Raw genomic sequence first — 14,541 nt, forward strand, 5'->3', positions numbered from 1 at the left:
ACAGGGATCAGCGGTGTATCGATGAATTGTGGTCAACGCCACACCCTGTAGGAGCCCGGCTTGCCGGCGAAGGCGCCGTCATGGGCGCTGCAAGGCTCGAGGCCGCCTTCGCTGGCAAGCCAGCTCCTACAGGGATCAGCGGTGTATCGATGAATTGTGGTCAACGCCGAACCCTGTAGGAGCGAGCTTGCTCGCGAAGGACGTTAACGATAACGCATTCTTCTGAATGAACGCGTCGCCCTTGAGACCTTCGCGAGCAAGCTCGCTCCTACAAGGGCCAAGGGCAAACGGCGATTGCGGCGGTTTATGCAGGACGGCCGTGGAGCCGCTGGAGGAATTCCGCCCTGCGTCGCTGGTCCGTTTCCTCCTTGATCAACAGCTCGGGCAGCAGCTCGGCGGCCCGGCCGGGATCGAGGATGAACACGCCGTCATCGTCACCGATGGCCAGGTCTCCCGGCTGCACCCGAACCGCGCCGACCTGGATCGGCTGATTGACTTCTCCCTGTGCGCCGATGCCGCGCGTGGTGAATGCACTGACGTTCCGGCAAAACACTGGCAGGCCATGACGACGCAAAGCGCTGACGTCGGTGACGGCGCCCGACACCACCACCCCGGCCAGGCCTTTGATCAATCCCGCCAAGGTGCGCAGTTCGCCCCAGCAACCACATTCCTCGTCGCCCATGCATTCGATCACCAGCACGTCGCCTGGCTCGCTCAGCAACAGGGCCTCACGCAGAATGCTGCCATCGGGCGGGAAGACTTTGACGGTGACGACCTGGCCGACCATGCGGATGTCGTTGAACAACGGCTTGATCCCGCGCAGGAAACCACGGTCGGAAAAATGGCCGATGGTCGACGAAGGGATCGAACGGTAGGCGGCGAGCAGTTCCCGGCTGACGACTGGCTGGCGAGGGTTGATCTGAAAACTCATCGGCATTCCCCGGGCGTGACAATGGACTGGTCTGGCAGCTCCCGGCTGACGACCTGCTGTCGCGAGGAAATCTGGTCCCTCATCGGCATTTTTTCCCCGGGCGTAGCAATGGGCAGGTCGAGCAGTATTCGGCAGGCTCGGTGGCCAGGTAGTAGAAACAACACGTGCGCCGAAAGCGAATGCTGCGTTGGCCGTCGTCGACCAGTGTCGGCGGTCGGCGGAAATGGCTCAGCGGGTTGTAGTCGAGGCCGAACAGCGCAGGCTCGGCCTGAGTCAGCAACCATTGGAAGTCCGCTTCGCAGCGTTCGCGCACCGACGGATCGTCGATTTTTGCCATGCGTTTTTCATACAACGAATACACGCGTACCGCAGTGTTCTCCCAGAGGATGCGCCGGGTAACGCCGGTGACCCGGTTGAAGGTTTGCCACAGCGGTTTCAACAGCCCGGCAAACAGCGCCTGCACCACGGCCTCCCGCCAGGCCTCGCGCTCGTTCACCCCATAGGTCAGCGGCTGGCCGTGATGCAGCGGCAGCGACGACGTCCACAGCCCGTCATCGTGGCCGTACTCGATCACCGTGTTGTCCAGAGACAGCAACAGCCCCTTGTCATACACCGACATCGCATACAGGCAGGCACCGGTCGCCAGGAACGATAAGCGCTTGCCCAGCAGCGAGGCAGTGATCGCCCGGGTCGGCGAGCCGATCACCGGGCCCAGGGCGTCCAGCAGTTGCTCGCACACCGCCTCCTGCAACAAATCCCGGGCCATCAGCGAGCGTAACGGGTCGCGCGCTTCGATGTCTTTGAGCCGCAATCCAGCGGACAACACGGCCCACTCTGGCGCCGTGAAATAACCCGCCAGACTCATTGCGGCAGTTCCCGACCGAACGGGATGCACATCGGCGTACCGAAGAACGGGTCAGGAATGATTCGACAGTTGAGGTCGAACACGGTCTTGACCAGCGCCTGGGTCAAGACGTCCTCGGGCCGGCCCTGGGCAAACGCCGTTCGCTCGTGCACCGCGACCATGTGATCGGCATACCGACAGGCCAGGTTGAGGTCGTGCAGCACCATGATGATGGTTTTGTTCTCGAGCCGGTTGAGGTCGCGCAGCAGGTCCAGGACCTCGATCTGGTGCGCCAGGTCGAGAAAGGTCGTCGGCTCGTCCAGCAGCACGATGCCGGTGTCCTGGGCCAGGGTCATGGCGATCCACGCCCGCTGGCGCTGCCCGCCGGACAAGGCATCCACCGGGCGATCGGCCAGCGCCTGCAGGCTGGTCTGCTCCAGCGCGCGATTGACCATGGCTTCATCCTCGACCGACCACTGCTGCATCCAGCTCTGATACGGGTATCGGCCCAGGGCCACGAGCTGGCGCACGGTAATGCCCTCCGGCGCGGTCGGGGTCTGGGGCAGGATGGCCAGCTCACGCGCCACCGCCGCCGTGGATTTTTGCTGGATATCCACGCCGTTGAGAATCACCGAGCCTTGCTGCGGTTTCAGCAGCCGGGCGAAGGATTTGAGCAGGGTGCTTTTGCCGCAGCCGTTACTGCCGATCAGCACCGAGATCTTGCCCTTGGGCAGTTGCATGTCCAGTGCGTCAATAATTACCTGGCGCTGATAGCTCAGGGTCAGGCCGCGACTTGCAATCGACGTCATGCGTTGAGTTCCTTAATGACGTTGTTTAATCAACAGATAGAGAAAAAAGGGCGTGCCCAGGACCGCGACAAAAATCCCGGCCGGCAGATCCAGGGGCAAGAACAGCGTGCGCCCGGCCAGGTCCGCCAGCATCACCAGGTTGGCCCCGACCAGCGCCGCCATCACCGCCTGACCGGCGAAACCGGGGGCCACCAGGCGCTTGGCGATGTGCGGCGCAATCAGCCCGACAAAGGCGATCGCGCCACCCCAGGCCACGGCCGCCCCGGCCAAGGCCACACTCACCAGCAACAGACCGGCCCGCAGCCATTGCACACGCACGCCGATACCCTGGGCCAGGTGGTCGTCCAGCTGTTGCACCATCACCTGCCGGGCCAACAGCACCAGCAACGGGCAAATGCCCAATAGCCAGCCCGCCAGCGCCAGGGGCTCGGGCCAACTGGCGCCGTAGACGCTGCCGGTCAACCAGACATACGCCGACAGGGTGGTGGTCAGCGGACTGAAGACCAGGATGAAGGTGGTCGCCGCCGTCAACATCGCCGACACGCCGACGCCGATCAGCACCAGGCGCAACGGCGAGGCGCCCTGCTTCCAGGCCAGCAGGTAAATGGCCAGTGTCGCCAGGGCCGCTCCGAGCATGGCGGCCAGGGGCAGAAACTGTTGCCCCAGGGTCACCGACAGGAATGACAGATAGAGCACGGCGGCGGCGCTGGCACCGCTGGTGATGCCCAGCAGGTCAGGCGACGCCAGCGGGTTGCGGATGATGCTTTGCAGGATCAGCCCGGACACCGACAACGCCGCCCCCACCAAGGCCGCCAGGACAATGCGCGGAAAACGCAGTTGCTCGACGATCAAGGTCAGGCTGGGGTCCTGGCTGGAAAACAGGATGCGCAGCACCTCGAAGGGCGACAGGATGACTTTGCCCAGCGCCAACGAGCCGAGCATCACCAGCAAGGTGACCAGCAGCGCCGCCGCCAGTCGCCACCAGGTACCGAGGTTGACCTGCCGGGAATAGCCGCCCCGGCGCCAGGTCACCACCTTATCCATAACGACCTCCACGCCGCGCCAGCATGATAAAGAACGGCGCGCCGAACAGCGCCGTCATGACCCCTACCGGCACCTCCTGCGGCAGGATCACCACCCGCGACAGGGTGTCCGCCAACAGCAACAGAATGGCCCCCAGCAGCGCACAACCGGGCAATAGCCAGCGGTGGTCGATGGACAACCCCTTGCGCACCATGTGCGGCACCAGCAGGCCGATGAAACCGATGCTGCCGGCCAGTGCCACGGCGCTGCCCGCCAGACAGATCACCAGCACGCTCATCAGCAGCCGGATCAGCCCGGTACGCTGCCCGAGCCCGGTGGCAATCTCTTCCCCGGCGTTCAGTACGTTGAGCTGCCCGCCCAGCAACAGCGCCCCCGACAAGCCAAGCACCGCGCACAGCAACAAGGGTGCGGCGGTCGACAGGCTGCGTTCGGTCAAGGAACCGGCCATCCAGAACAGCACCGTGTCCAGGCCATCCTGATTCACCACCAGTAACGCCTGACTGAAGGCGGAAAACAGCGCGGCCATCGCCGCCCCCGCCAGCACAATGCGCAGCGGACTGAGACTGCCCTGCCCCATGTTGCCGATCAACCACACCAGGCACCCCGCCACGGCCGCGCCCAGAAAGGCACACCACAGCCAGGCATCCGGCGAGGCCAGGGAGAAGATCGAGGAAAACAGGATGATGAAAAAAGTCGCACCGGCATTGATCCCGAACAGGCCGGGGGACGCCAGCGGATTACGCGTCAGGGCCTGCATCAGGGCGCCCGCGACCGCCAGGCTGGCGCCGACGGAAATCGCCATCAGGGTCCGCGACAGGCGCGTGGTGGTCACCAGCACATCATCGATACTCAGCGGGTCGGGGTGGACAAACGCCGCGGCAATTTGCGGCAGCGGAATCCAGGTGGCACCGACCGCCAGGCTCAACACGCAGCACAACAGCAATACGACCCCGGCGCAGCACAGCTTTGCACCAGGACTCATGAGGCCACCTGCGCGGCGGCCACGCGGGCCACGTCGTCGAGCATCAGGTTCGCCCCCAGCATGCCGCCCGACAGGCTCCAGGCGATGCCATCGACCTGCCACACCTGGCCTTGCTGCGGCGCACGCATCTGCTGCCACAGCGGGTGTTGCACCAGGCTCTGGTAGTTGCGTTGCACCGCCGCGTTCTGCGCCCGCAGAAACACGAAAAAGATGTCGGCATTCACCACCGCAAGGCTCTCCTTGCTGGTGAGCTTGATCGACACCCCGCTCGCCTCCCGGCTGCTGTCACTCCAGTTGAAGCCCAGTTCGCTGAGCACGGAACCGGGGAAGCTGGCCGGCAGGTAGCTGCGGATATGGTCTTCGCGGATATCCAGGATCGACACCGTCGGCGGCCAGCGGCCGGCAAAGGTCTGCTGCAATTGCTGACGCAGTTGCGCCACACGCTGCTGCCAACGGTTGAGAATGTCATCGGCCTGCTGTTGCCGCTGCAATGCAGCGCCCATCAGGGCCAGGGTCTTTTTGAATTCAAACACTTCCTCCAGCATCAGCACCGGGGCGATCTGCCGGAGCAAGGGCGCGATGCGTTCATGGCGAAAGCGCGAGGCCACGATCAGGTCCGGCTTGAGCAGCACGATGTCCTCGAGGCTGGGCTGGGTTTCCAGCCCGACATGGGGCACGGCGCCCAGGGCTTCGCGCAAATAGCGATAGGTCGGTTTTTCGCTCCAGGAATCCACCACGCCACAGGGCGTCACGCCCAACACCACGGCGCAGTCGGTGGCACCCTGAAACAGGGTGATCACCCGCAACGGCGCGGCGCCGGTGTCGGCCCACGCCGGCGCGCAACACCTGAGGGCCAGCGCCCCCAGGGACAGGCGCAGCAGCGTGCGCCTGGAAGGATGATGTCGCGGTTCAGGCATCGTGATCGAGCCTGTGGAACGGGTTGACCACCTGGCCTTTGCCAAACGGCATGCTGCCAGGGCCGCCCGCCCGTTCGATCATCGGGGTCAGCAGCAATTTCTGCGGCCAGTGTGGCGCTTCGAACAACTGGTGCTTGATCATGGTTCGCGCCTCGGCATCAAACTCGATGGTGTCGATCAGCTCGTTGAGTTCCTCGCCCATTGCCTTCCACAACCGGGTCGGCGGCAAGGCGTAAACCTCAGCCAGCGTATCGATAATGGCGCGGAGGTTGACCTGAATACCCAGGGTCTGCAACCAGAACAGCAAGTCTTCGGGACGATCGTGGTACAGCGTGTTGGCGTGGCCCTTCTTCAGCCGGTAGGCCGGGTCGGCCAGGCCGTTGCGTTCCAGCCACGGCACGTAGATGCGCAGCGAATCGTGATCGCGCAACAGCAGGCCCTGGGCGAAGCCGGCCTTCCACACCAGCACCGCGTTCTGCCCGTGGATTTCCCCGAGCATGCCGATGCGCAACATCCGCAGGTTGATGTCGAAGAAGCTGCGGCACAGCTCGCGGAACAGGGTCATCACTGACGCGGCGCTGGCCGGCAGTTGGCGGTAAGCCATCCAGTCATCGAAAAAGTGCTGGTTGCTGCCGGGCAGTGGCGTTCCGAGCGCCGCCATGGGCACCAGGCGAGTGTCCGGGTCTGCCAGCAGCGCCGGTGGATAGCCACGGACCATGGCCGAGAGGTGGCGCGGCGCCTCGTCGAACAGCGTCGCGTCCGGCGGCATGAACGCCCACCACTTGGTTTCATCGCACAGGTGCAGGGACTCTTGCAGGGTTTCGTCCTTGGCCAGCGCCTGGCGCAGCAAGGCTTCACTCAGGCCGCCGTTGATCATCTTCACCGCGGGCAGGTAACGCGAGGCGCCGAGGGAATAGATTGCCATCGGCAACTTGAGGTAGTCGGCACTGTTGAAGCACGGGGTCATCGAGCGCAACGACGAGGTGGCGAAGAAGTCACCGTCGGTGAAGTCCAGTCGCTGGCAGTCGCCGCGGGCAAACGCGTCGCCGAGCTGCGCTTGCAGCACATGCTCGAACTGCCATGGGTGCACGGGCAGCGCCACATGGCTCCCGGCAATGCCCCGCTGTTGCAGCTCTTGCTGCAGGTCGGCCTGCAACAGCGGCGGCAACAGGTACTGGGCGGGGTAATTCTGCGCCAGGTCCGTCACCCCGTCGCCGCACTGCAGCAAGGTGCGATCGACCGCCACCCAATGCAACGCCACCGGGCGCGCGAACTCGGCCTGGTACTGTTGATATTCCGTCTCGCTCAACCCCTGCTTGGCCTTGGCCAGCGGGTGATAAGGACGATCTCGCAGCGACGCCCACTGCTCCATGGTCAGGAAGAAATCCGCGTTGTTTTTTTCCAGCAAGCGCGCGCTGTCGACCCCATGGCTCAGGGACAACTCGGTTTGCCGCACGCTGGTGCGCAGCACATCGAGGAACAGCGCAAAGCCCTTTTCATTGTCCGGGTAGCGATCGGTCATCCCGGCCAGCACCTGGGTGGTGAAGGCCTCGGGCGACAGCTCGGTCAGCTGCTCATCCCGTCGGGTCCATACCGGCGTGCCCGGTACTTTTTCCCATTGCTGGGTAATGCCGGGACGCAGGGCAATGACGATGCAGCCCCGGGACTCGCAGGGCCATTCCCAGATCCGTTGCCCGGCGCTCAACCCGGTAAAAGGCTGATCGGCCGCAGCCGAGGGCGCCACCAGGTTCAGCGGCTCGGTGCCGAAAAAATGTTCGGCCAGCAAGCAGTCGACCAGATCCTGCATCACTTTGTCGGCGGCCATTGCGGTGAAATTCATCCGATTATTTTCCTTCTGCTGAAGTGGCGGCCAATCTGGCCTGGAGAGCACGAAAAGCGATGCCACGCTCGTCACCCAAAACAAAACTGTTTACCCCACGGGCCAACCAACGTTGGTGATCGCCCGGCTGGCGCGGAATCGCGCAATACGGCACACCGGCGGCACTGGCGGCCTGCCAGCTGGCGAGCAGCGCCTGCTGCACCTCGGGCCGGTCGATCTGCCAGGGCGTGCCCAGCGATTGCGACAAGTCGGCAGCGCCCTCGAGGATCATGTCCAGGCCAGGCACCGCGGCAATCTCGGCCGCCCGGCGCACGCCCTCGGCACTTTCGATCATCGCCACCACCATGATTTGCTCGTTGGCCAGCCCGATGTAGTCGGCCAGGCTGTGTTTGCCAAAGGCCCCGGGGGCGCCCGGCGTTCAGGCTGCGAGTGCCCTGGGGGTGGTACTTGCAGGCCCGAATGCTGTCGGCCAGGGACTCGGCGCTTTCGATCATCGGCAGCACGATGCCCTGGGCGCCGCCATCGAGCAGGCGCAGCAAGGTTTTCGGGTTGAGGTCCGCCACCCGCACCAGAGGTGTCAGCGCGTAGCTCTCGGCGGTGCGGATCATGTTCTCCACGGTTTCCGGATTGATCAGCACGTGCTCCATGTCGATGATCACGAAATCGAAACCGGCTTCGGCAATCAGCTCGATGGCCGCCGGCGCCGGAATCGAACTGATCAAGCCGTAGACCGGCTCCCTCGCACTGAGTTTCTGCTTGAGCAGATTGGTCCTCAGCATGATTGCGGCCGGAAGGCGTGCAGCGGATTGGGCACCGATTTGAAACGACGCTCGCCGTCGCCCAGCAGGCGGCGCTTGGTCAGTTCTTCGACTTCATAGAACGGCGCGAACACATCAAACGCCGCATAACGCACTCGGTGCTGCGGATGGTCGGCCTGGTAGCCGCTGATCACTTCAGCGGTCATCTGCCAGAACAGGCTTTCTTCCAGCTGGTAGTGCTGGTGCAGGAAGATCGCCATCTCGGCCAGGGCGATGAAAAAGAACGAATCACAGGAGAAATCCCGGACCGCATCCAGGTCGTCGGTGAGGATGAACGAGTTGCGGTTGAGCTTGGCGTGGCTGGCCGGCAGCGGCACCAGGGTCGGGCACAGCTCGGGACGGCCCAGGTGCTGCGGTGAATAGCGCACGCCGTCGTGGAAGTCTTTCAAGGCAATGCGTTGCGGCCAGCCCTGCTTGACGATCAGGACGATGTTCTGCCCGTGGGATTCCATACCGATGCCTTCGGCGTACAGCATGTGAATGATCGGCGACACCGCCACCTGCAACAGTTGACGGGTCCAGGCCTGCAGGCCGTATTGCGTGATCCAGGCATCGATGAACGGCGTTTGTTCAGCGCTGCCGTAGCGATTGTCCACCGAACTCAAGCCATTGAACGGCACCGCTTGCTCATCGTCTTCAAGGTACGGGTGAATGCTTTCGCGCCACAGCGTGCCCAGGGTGCCGTAGGCCTGGGACATCCGCGTGGCGGGCAGATGATCGTAGTCAAAGCTGACCCCGACCACTTCGCCGAGAATCACCAAGCCAAGGTCACGGGCGGTGCTGTCGCTGCGGATCAGCTGGTGCAGCCAGTCGGTGATGATCGGGCCGTTCATCACCGTGTGCCGGGCCAGGATGCGGGTGCTGGAGGTGTTGGTCATGCTCAGGGCGAGCTTGACGTAAGGCCGCTGTTTTGCCGTGACGTTGGCCAGGGTGCGGATCGACTGCTGTGCCTGATAGCGATCATCCGTGGTGCCCAGATGAATCACTTCACCGCTGACCAGTTCCGGGTAGAACACCGGGACGATGACGTTTTCCCACTGCCACGGGTGCACCGGCATCAGCCAGTAATCGTCCAGCGCCTTGCCTTGGTCGCGCAGGTTCGCCGCGAGCTGCTGCCAGCGCTGAAGGCCGAATTCCTGCTGGATAAATCCATCGTAATCCAGATACCGGGAAATGTTCATCGCCCCGCAGGATTTGGCCACCGCCAGCCAGACGATGGCGATGGGCGCGGCGAATTCCGGCCCGTAGCTGGCGTTGTCCTTGAGCGAGAAGCCGATGCGCGACTTGTAGCAAGGGTGGTAGCTGTGGGCGTCCATGAAGTGCTGTTCCAGCGCATCGACATCCAGCTGATGGCTGGGTTGCGCCGCGTGATAACCCTGGCTGCGCGATTGCAGGTCCTTGAGCAGGGTCTGTTCCAGCTCATGGGTGAAGCGTGGCAGGTGCGGGCTGTCCTGCAGTTCGCCCAACAACTCCGCCAAGGCCTGATGCAGATGCGGCCGGCGGTGCTCGCCCGCGGCATCCACGCGCTCGAGGCTGGCATAGTCGAGGCGGATCAGCTCGAAGCTGGCGCTGAGCAATCCGTTGCAACGGTACTCCACCGGCTGTTGCCGGGCATCGACGCCGCTGACGACAAAACGCTGCTGGCCATCCTCCAGGGGCGAATGGCGATACGGCAGGACGTTTTCATACAGCAGCGTTTGCAGCAGTTGACCCACCACGCGCTGTTCCACTTGCTGATAGTGGCGCGGCTCGGCCGTCGCCAGCCAGACGCCTGGCGCAGAACCTGCGGCCTGATGTGTTGCCTGTGAAGAAGTCGCCATAGTCATGAACCTTGTAAGTCAAAAGAATTAACGCTGTTCGAGGGCCGAAGGCAGTGCCTCGGCCGGCTCGTCGGATACGGGAAGCGGAAAACGCCAGGCACAGGGCAATGCCAGCAGAATCAGGATGCCGGTGACCATGAACACCTCGCTGATCGCCCCGGGGCTGGCCATCGCAACCACCCCGCCCCCGGCTTCGCCCGCCAGGCGGAATTCCAGCCACAGCGAAGCGACCACGATGGCCAATGACGACACGAGGCGGCGGGAGATGTTGTTCATCGCCGCGCCCTGGGTGACCATCGGTTCAGGCAGGGCATCGAGCCCGGCGGTGGTGATGGGGAGATAGGACAGGCCCAGCCCGGCGCCGCGGACCATCATCAACATGAACACCGCGGCGATTGAAGCGCTGGCATCCAGCAGGCCCAGGCCCAGCGTGGCGCCACCGGTCAACAGCAACCCCCAGAACACCACACCGCGCGGGCCGTGCCGGTCCAGCCACTTGCCGCCGAGATGGCCGAACAGGCTGGCGAACAGGGCCGTGCACAGCAGCGACAGGCCGGTCCAGATCGCGCTGTAGCCCATCACCATCTGCACCAGCAGGGGCAGCAGCACCAGGCACTCGAACATGCCGACCGACTGCACCACGGCGATGATCACGCTCAGGCGATAACCGCGCAGGGCAAAGATGCGCAGGTTGAGCAGCGGCGCGGCGCGGTGCAGTTCCAGGCGCACGAACGCCACCAGGCACAGGATCGCCACCAGCAACAGGCCGAGGTTGAACGGATCGGTCAGGGCCTCGGCGTGACGCAGGCGCCCCACGGCGACCATCAGCAGGCCGATGCCCGTCGCGATCAGCAGGTAACCCGCCAGGTCGAAGGGTTTGCGTTCCGAGGCTGGCGACGCCGGCAGCACGCCGACGCCAAGGATCAACGCCAGCAGGCCGATGGGCACGTTCATCAGGAACAGCGAACGCCAGCTGAACCACTCCAGCATCACGCTGCCGCACAACGGCCCCAAGGCCGGCGCCAGCATCACCGCCGCGCCCCACAGGCCGGTGACCCGGCCCCGTTCGCCCTTGGCGTACACCGAAAAAATGATCGCCAGGGACAGCGGAATCATCAGCCCGCTGGCAATGCCTTGCACCACCCGCGCGGCAATCACCAAGGCGATGGAATTGGCCAGCGCCCCCAGCAGCGAACCGCAGACAAACAACGCCACGCCCCATAAATACAGGGATTTGCGGCCCATGCGCTGGCTGAGAAAACTGGTCAGGGGCATGGTCATGCCCATGCTCACCATGAACGCGGCGACGATCCAGGTGGCCAACAACGGGCCGATGTCGAAGGCCTCCATGAACGCCGGCAACGCCGGATTCAGCGAACTGTTGTTGAGGCTGACCGTCAGCGTGCCCAGCAGCACATTGACCACCACCAGCCAGCGCGGAACGGCAAAGGTCAATCCCACGGGGCGACTCCGGCTGCTTGCACAAACACCTGCGGCGGTCGCGGATGACAGAGGAAATCGGCGTGGGAAATGTTGTAGCCATAGGCCCCCGCCAGCGGCAGCACCAGCATGTCGCCGATCTCCACCCCGGTCAGCGGGCAGTCTCGGCTGAGCACATCCTTGGGCGTACAGAGCTGCCCGACGACGGTCCAGTCCTGCTGCATCGCCGTCGGTGCCGCACGATCCCGGGGCAGGTGAATGACCGGGTGATCGTGCCCTTGGGCTACCGGTAGCCGGAACTGATGGGTGCCGCCGCGGCAGACCAGGAAGTGCTTGCCGTGACTGGTTTTGCTGTCCAGCACTTCGATGGCGTAATAGCCGCAGAAGGCGCTGATGAAACGACCGGGTTCGAAGCGCACGACGGGCGCATCGGCACAGGCTGCCAGGCTCCGCCCCAGGTGCGCGCACAGCCGCTGCCAGTCGAATTGCTGCGGGCCGAGGTAATTGACCCCCAGGCCGCCGCCCACGTTGAGGTGGGTGATAGTCGCGGGTAGCGCCGACAAGGCCTTCCATTGCGGCCAACGCTGCAGGTACAGATCGAGCAATTGCTCGTGGCGCTCCACCTGCGACTGGTGGGACATCGCGTGCACATGAAAACCCTTGAGCCGCAGGTGGCTGGCGTTATCGACCCGGCTCACGGCCCGGGCCAGTTCCGACTCATCGATCCCGAAGGGCGTGGCGGTGCCGGCCATCGCCAGTTTGCTCGACAGCGGCGACGGCAGTTCGGGATTGATCCGCAGCAGTACGTCCTGCACCCGTCCCGCTTCCTGGGCCAACCGTTGCAGACGGACGATTTCATTCAGGCTTTCGATGTGAATCGCTTCGACCTGATGCTGCAGCGCCGCCCGCAGATCGGAATCCAGTTTGCCGGGGCCGGAGAAGATGAACGGCTTGCGTGTCGGGCAGGCCTGGAGGCGATCGATCTCGCCCCCGGAGGAAATCTCGAACCCGTGTACCAACGGCGCCACGGTGGCGAGGATCTGCGGTTCGCTGTTGGCCTTGATCGCGTAGTAAAGCTCCACGCCTGCAGGGAGTGCCGCCATCACCTGCGTCACGTGCTGCGCCAGCGCGTCCAGGTCATAGATGAACAGGGCCAGGGGATCTTCCTGCTGAATGCGGGCCTGGTCGATGGCGGCCACGACTGTTGCGGGCAGCTTATCCATGCTGGACTTCCTTGCCCCACGGGGACACCAGGTTGACGTAGCTGGCCTGGCGATCCGCCTTGGCGGCCAGGCGCACTTTCAGATTGGTCTTGCAGGCAATCGGCTGGCCGGCGATCAGCGCATCCAGTTCCGGCGCGGCACGGGTCAATTCGGCGCGGATGCTGATCAGTTGCTGTTCAACGCTTTGCCACATCAGCGGCGCCAGGTGCGGCCGCTCCCAGCTCAGGGCCAGCACCGCCTCGGACAGGTTATTGACGAACAGACAGTAGACGATGCGGTTCCAGCCTTGCTGACGGGAATAGAGCAGCGACTCGCGCACCCGCGGATGAACCTCGGCGTCGATTCGCGAAGCGCCCAGTTCACCGGTCAGCTTGACCCCTTCGAAGTCCCGCAACAGCAGGCGTTGCGGGCGCCCGTTGTCATGCACCAGCACGCTGTTCTGCAGATGCGGTTCCATCACGATGCCGTGGTTGAAGAACAACGCCAGCACCGGCCGCAGCAACAGCGCCTGGTAGTCGTCGAACCAGCTCAACAGCTGTTGGTCGAGGAGGTCGTCGCCGTTGAAGCGGCTGAGGAACTCGTGCACCAACGGCCGCAGATGCAGGCCCCGGGCAAACAGTGTGCCGGCCATGATGCTGCAGTCGGTGCCGGTGTCGAGGCAGAAGTTTTCCCGCAGGATCGCCCCGGTCTGTTCGCGGAACCAGTGGCTGTCGGCTTCGCTGGCCGGGTGCGGCGCCCAGCTCAGCAGGCCCGGTTCGGCCACCACCGACAGCCCGCCGAGGGTTTCCGGCTGCGTGAGCTGGAGGGTGCGGAAGATCCGGTCGATCATCAGCGCGCTTTCCAGTTCGTACCAGGCGTTTTTCCTCACGCAATTGGTGATGCGCACGTTCAGCGAGCCCTTGATGAAAAACCCGTGGCCCTCGATGTACCAGGTGCGGATGGACGCGGTGGGATTGGCCATCAGGCCCGTGGCGCCCAGATCGACGATCGCCGCGGCTTTCAGCAAGCGCTGCACCCGGGCGTCCTGCATGAACAACTGCGCCTGGACCGGGTGCATGCAGATCACGGCGTGCCCGGGCCGCGCCTGCGCCTGATCGGCAAAACCGGCCAGCACCTGGGCCTTGCTCAGGCCGTTGGCGCCGACGCTGAGCCCGTCCAGCGGCACCTCGAACAGGTGCAACGGCGTGCGGGCCTGGAACTCCGGCGCGTAGGTTTCCTGGGCCAGATGCGCCGGCCACAGGCGCGCCTTGGGTGCCGGGTGATTCGGATGGCCGAACCACAAGCCCTGCTCGCTGGCCAGGTAGCCGCTGAGCGGGTCCGCGGCCATCGGTGAGTTGTGGCCGACGATGGCCGCGGTCAGCAACTGGCTTTGCAACACCTGGTCCAGCAACTCGTCGTTGCTGGCGCGGGTCATGTGTTCGCACGCCGCGAGCATCTGCTCGACGAACTCGGCAAACCTCAGGCTCGACCAGTCGCCCTCACCGCGCCGGGCATAGACATCCGACAGGTAGCGATGGCTGCCGAGACCATCACGACGGTCCACCATCACAAAGAACTGCTGTCGGTTGGGCAGCTTGATGGTCAGGGGAATGCCCTTCCACTCCAGGCCCTCGAGGTAACTGCCCGGGGCGATGCCTTGCATCTGCGTCGGCCAACTGTAACTCAGGCAGTTTTCCGGCAAGGCGAACTCTTTGATCAAGCAATTGAGCAACGCGCAGGTCGTCGCCAATTCACTGACCATATTCGATAAAACTTTGCGATCTGGATGATTCATGGGTGCTCCACAGTAGCCCTGTGAGGTCACTGGATACGTTATATGGCGAAAAAAATGAGTCATTGACCGACGGATTGAACAGTCGACAAAACCCCACGT

At 64.0% G+C, this 14,541-nt stretch carries 11 protein-coding genes and 1 pseudogene; all 12 read right to left on the reverse strand.

All coding sequences use genetic code 11. From position 1 onward, the window contains the following. Nucleotides 1–304: 304 nt before the first annotated feature. The 12 genes and pseudogenes from BZ163_RS06445 to BZ163_RS06500 all read right to left on the reverse strand — a co-directional run bounded on the left by BZ163_RS06445 (nucleotide 305) and on the right by BZ163_RS06500 (nucleotide 14,442). The gene (locus BZ163_RS06445; protein ID WP_168187319.1) at nucleotides 305–937 is read right to left on the reverse strand and encodes an RraA family protein; all 633 of its coding nucleotides are present in this window, start codon (nucleotides 935–937) and stop codon (nucleotides 305–307) included. 73 nt (nucleotides 938–1,010) lie between these two features. Further along, nucleotides 1,011–1,796 carry an IucA/IucC family C-terminal-domain containing protein gene (locus BZ163_RS06450; RefSeq protein WP_128870247.1) on the reverse strand — a complete coding sequence of 262 codons (786 nt, stop codon included), beginning with the start codon at nucleotides 1,794–1,796 and terminating at the stop codon, nucleotides 1,011–1,013. Continuing rightward, nucleotides 1,793–2,584, reverse strand: coding sequence for an ABC transporter ATP-binding protein (locus tag BZ163_RS06455; protein ID WP_128870248.1), 792 nt, complete (start codon nucleotides 2,582–2,584; stop codon nucleotides 1,793–1,795). Before BZ163_RS06455 ends, BZ163_RS06450 begins: the two co-directional genes overlap by 4 nt. A gap of 12 nt (nucleotides 2,585–2,596) precedes the next feature. Then, nucleotides 2,597–3,628: an iron ABC transporter permease gene (locus BZ163_RS06460; RefSeq protein ID WP_128870249.1), complete on the reverse strand. Its 1,032-nt coding sequence runs from the start codon at nucleotides 3,626–3,628 to the stop codon at nucleotides 2,597–2,599. Then, nucleotides 3,621–4,610 (reverse strand): iron ABC transporter permease, encoded by a 990-nt coding sequence (locus BZ163_RS06465; RefSeq protein WP_128870250.1) that lies wholly within the window; start codon nucleotides 4,608–4,610, stop codon nucleotides 3,621–3,623. Before BZ163_RS06465 ends, BZ163_RS06460 begins: the two co-directional genes overlap by 8 nt. After that, nucleotides 4,607–5,527 (reverse strand): ABC transporter substrate-binding protein, encoded by a 921-nt coding sequence (locus BZ163_RS06470; protein ID WP_128870251.1) that lies wholly within the window; start codon nucleotides 5,525–5,527, stop codon nucleotides 4,607–4,609. The genes BZ163_RS06465 and BZ163_RS06470 overlap by 4 nt, the downstream gene beginning before the upstream one ends. Next, complete coding sequence (locus BZ163_RS06475) at nucleotides 5,520–7,367, reverse strand: IucA/IucC family siderophore biosynthesis protein (RefSeq protein ID WP_128870252.1); 1,848 nt, start codon at nucleotides 7,365–7,367, stop codon at nucleotides 5,520–5,522. The genes BZ163_RS06470 and BZ163_RS06475 overlap by 8 nt, the downstream gene beginning before the upstream one ends. Nucleotides 7,368–7,371: 4 nt before the next feature. Beyond that, nucleotides 7,372–8,146, reverse strand: a pseudogene (locus BZ163_RS06480) (HpcH/HpaI aldolase/citrate lyase family protein). After that, nucleotides 8,140–10,005 carry an IucA/IucC family siderophore biosynthesis protein gene (locus BZ163_RS06485; protein WP_128870253.1) on the reverse strand — a complete coding sequence of 622 codons (1,866 nt, stop codon included), beginning with the start codon at nucleotides 10,003–10,005 and terminating at the stop codon, nucleotides 8,140–8,142. The pseudogene BZ163_RS06480 and the gene BZ163_RS06485 overlap by 7 nt, the downstream one beginning before the upstream one ends. 27 nt (nucleotides 10,006–10,032) lie before the next feature. Further along, a complete protein-coding gene (locus BZ163_RS06490) occupies nucleotides 10,033–11,460 on the reverse strand; it encodes a DHA2 family efflux MFS transporter permease subunit (protein WP_128870264.1) in 1,428 nt (475 codons plus the stop codon). Further along, a complete protein-coding gene (locus BZ163_RS06495) occupies nucleotides 11,457–12,668 on the reverse strand; it encodes a type III PLP-dependent enzyme (RefSeq protein ID WP_128870254.1) in 1,212 nt (403 codons plus the stop codon). The genes BZ163_RS06490 and BZ163_RS06495 overlap by 4 nt, the downstream gene beginning before the upstream one ends. Beyond that, complete coding sequence (locus BZ163_RS06500) at nucleotides 12,661–14,442, reverse strand: IucA/IucC family siderophore biosynthesis protein (RefSeq protein WP_128870255.1); 1,782 nt, start codon at nucleotides 14,440–14,442, stop codon at nucleotides 12,661–12,663. Before BZ163_RS06500 ends, BZ163_RS06495 begins: the two co-directional genes overlap by 8 nt. Nucleotides 14,443–14,541: the final 99 nt, after the last annotated feature.

It is taken from the genome of Pseudomonas sp. VI4.1, assembly GCF_002029345.1.
Classification (GTDB): Bacteria; Pseudomonadota; Gammaproteobacteria; order Pseudomonadales; family Pseudomonadaceae; genus Aquipseudomonas.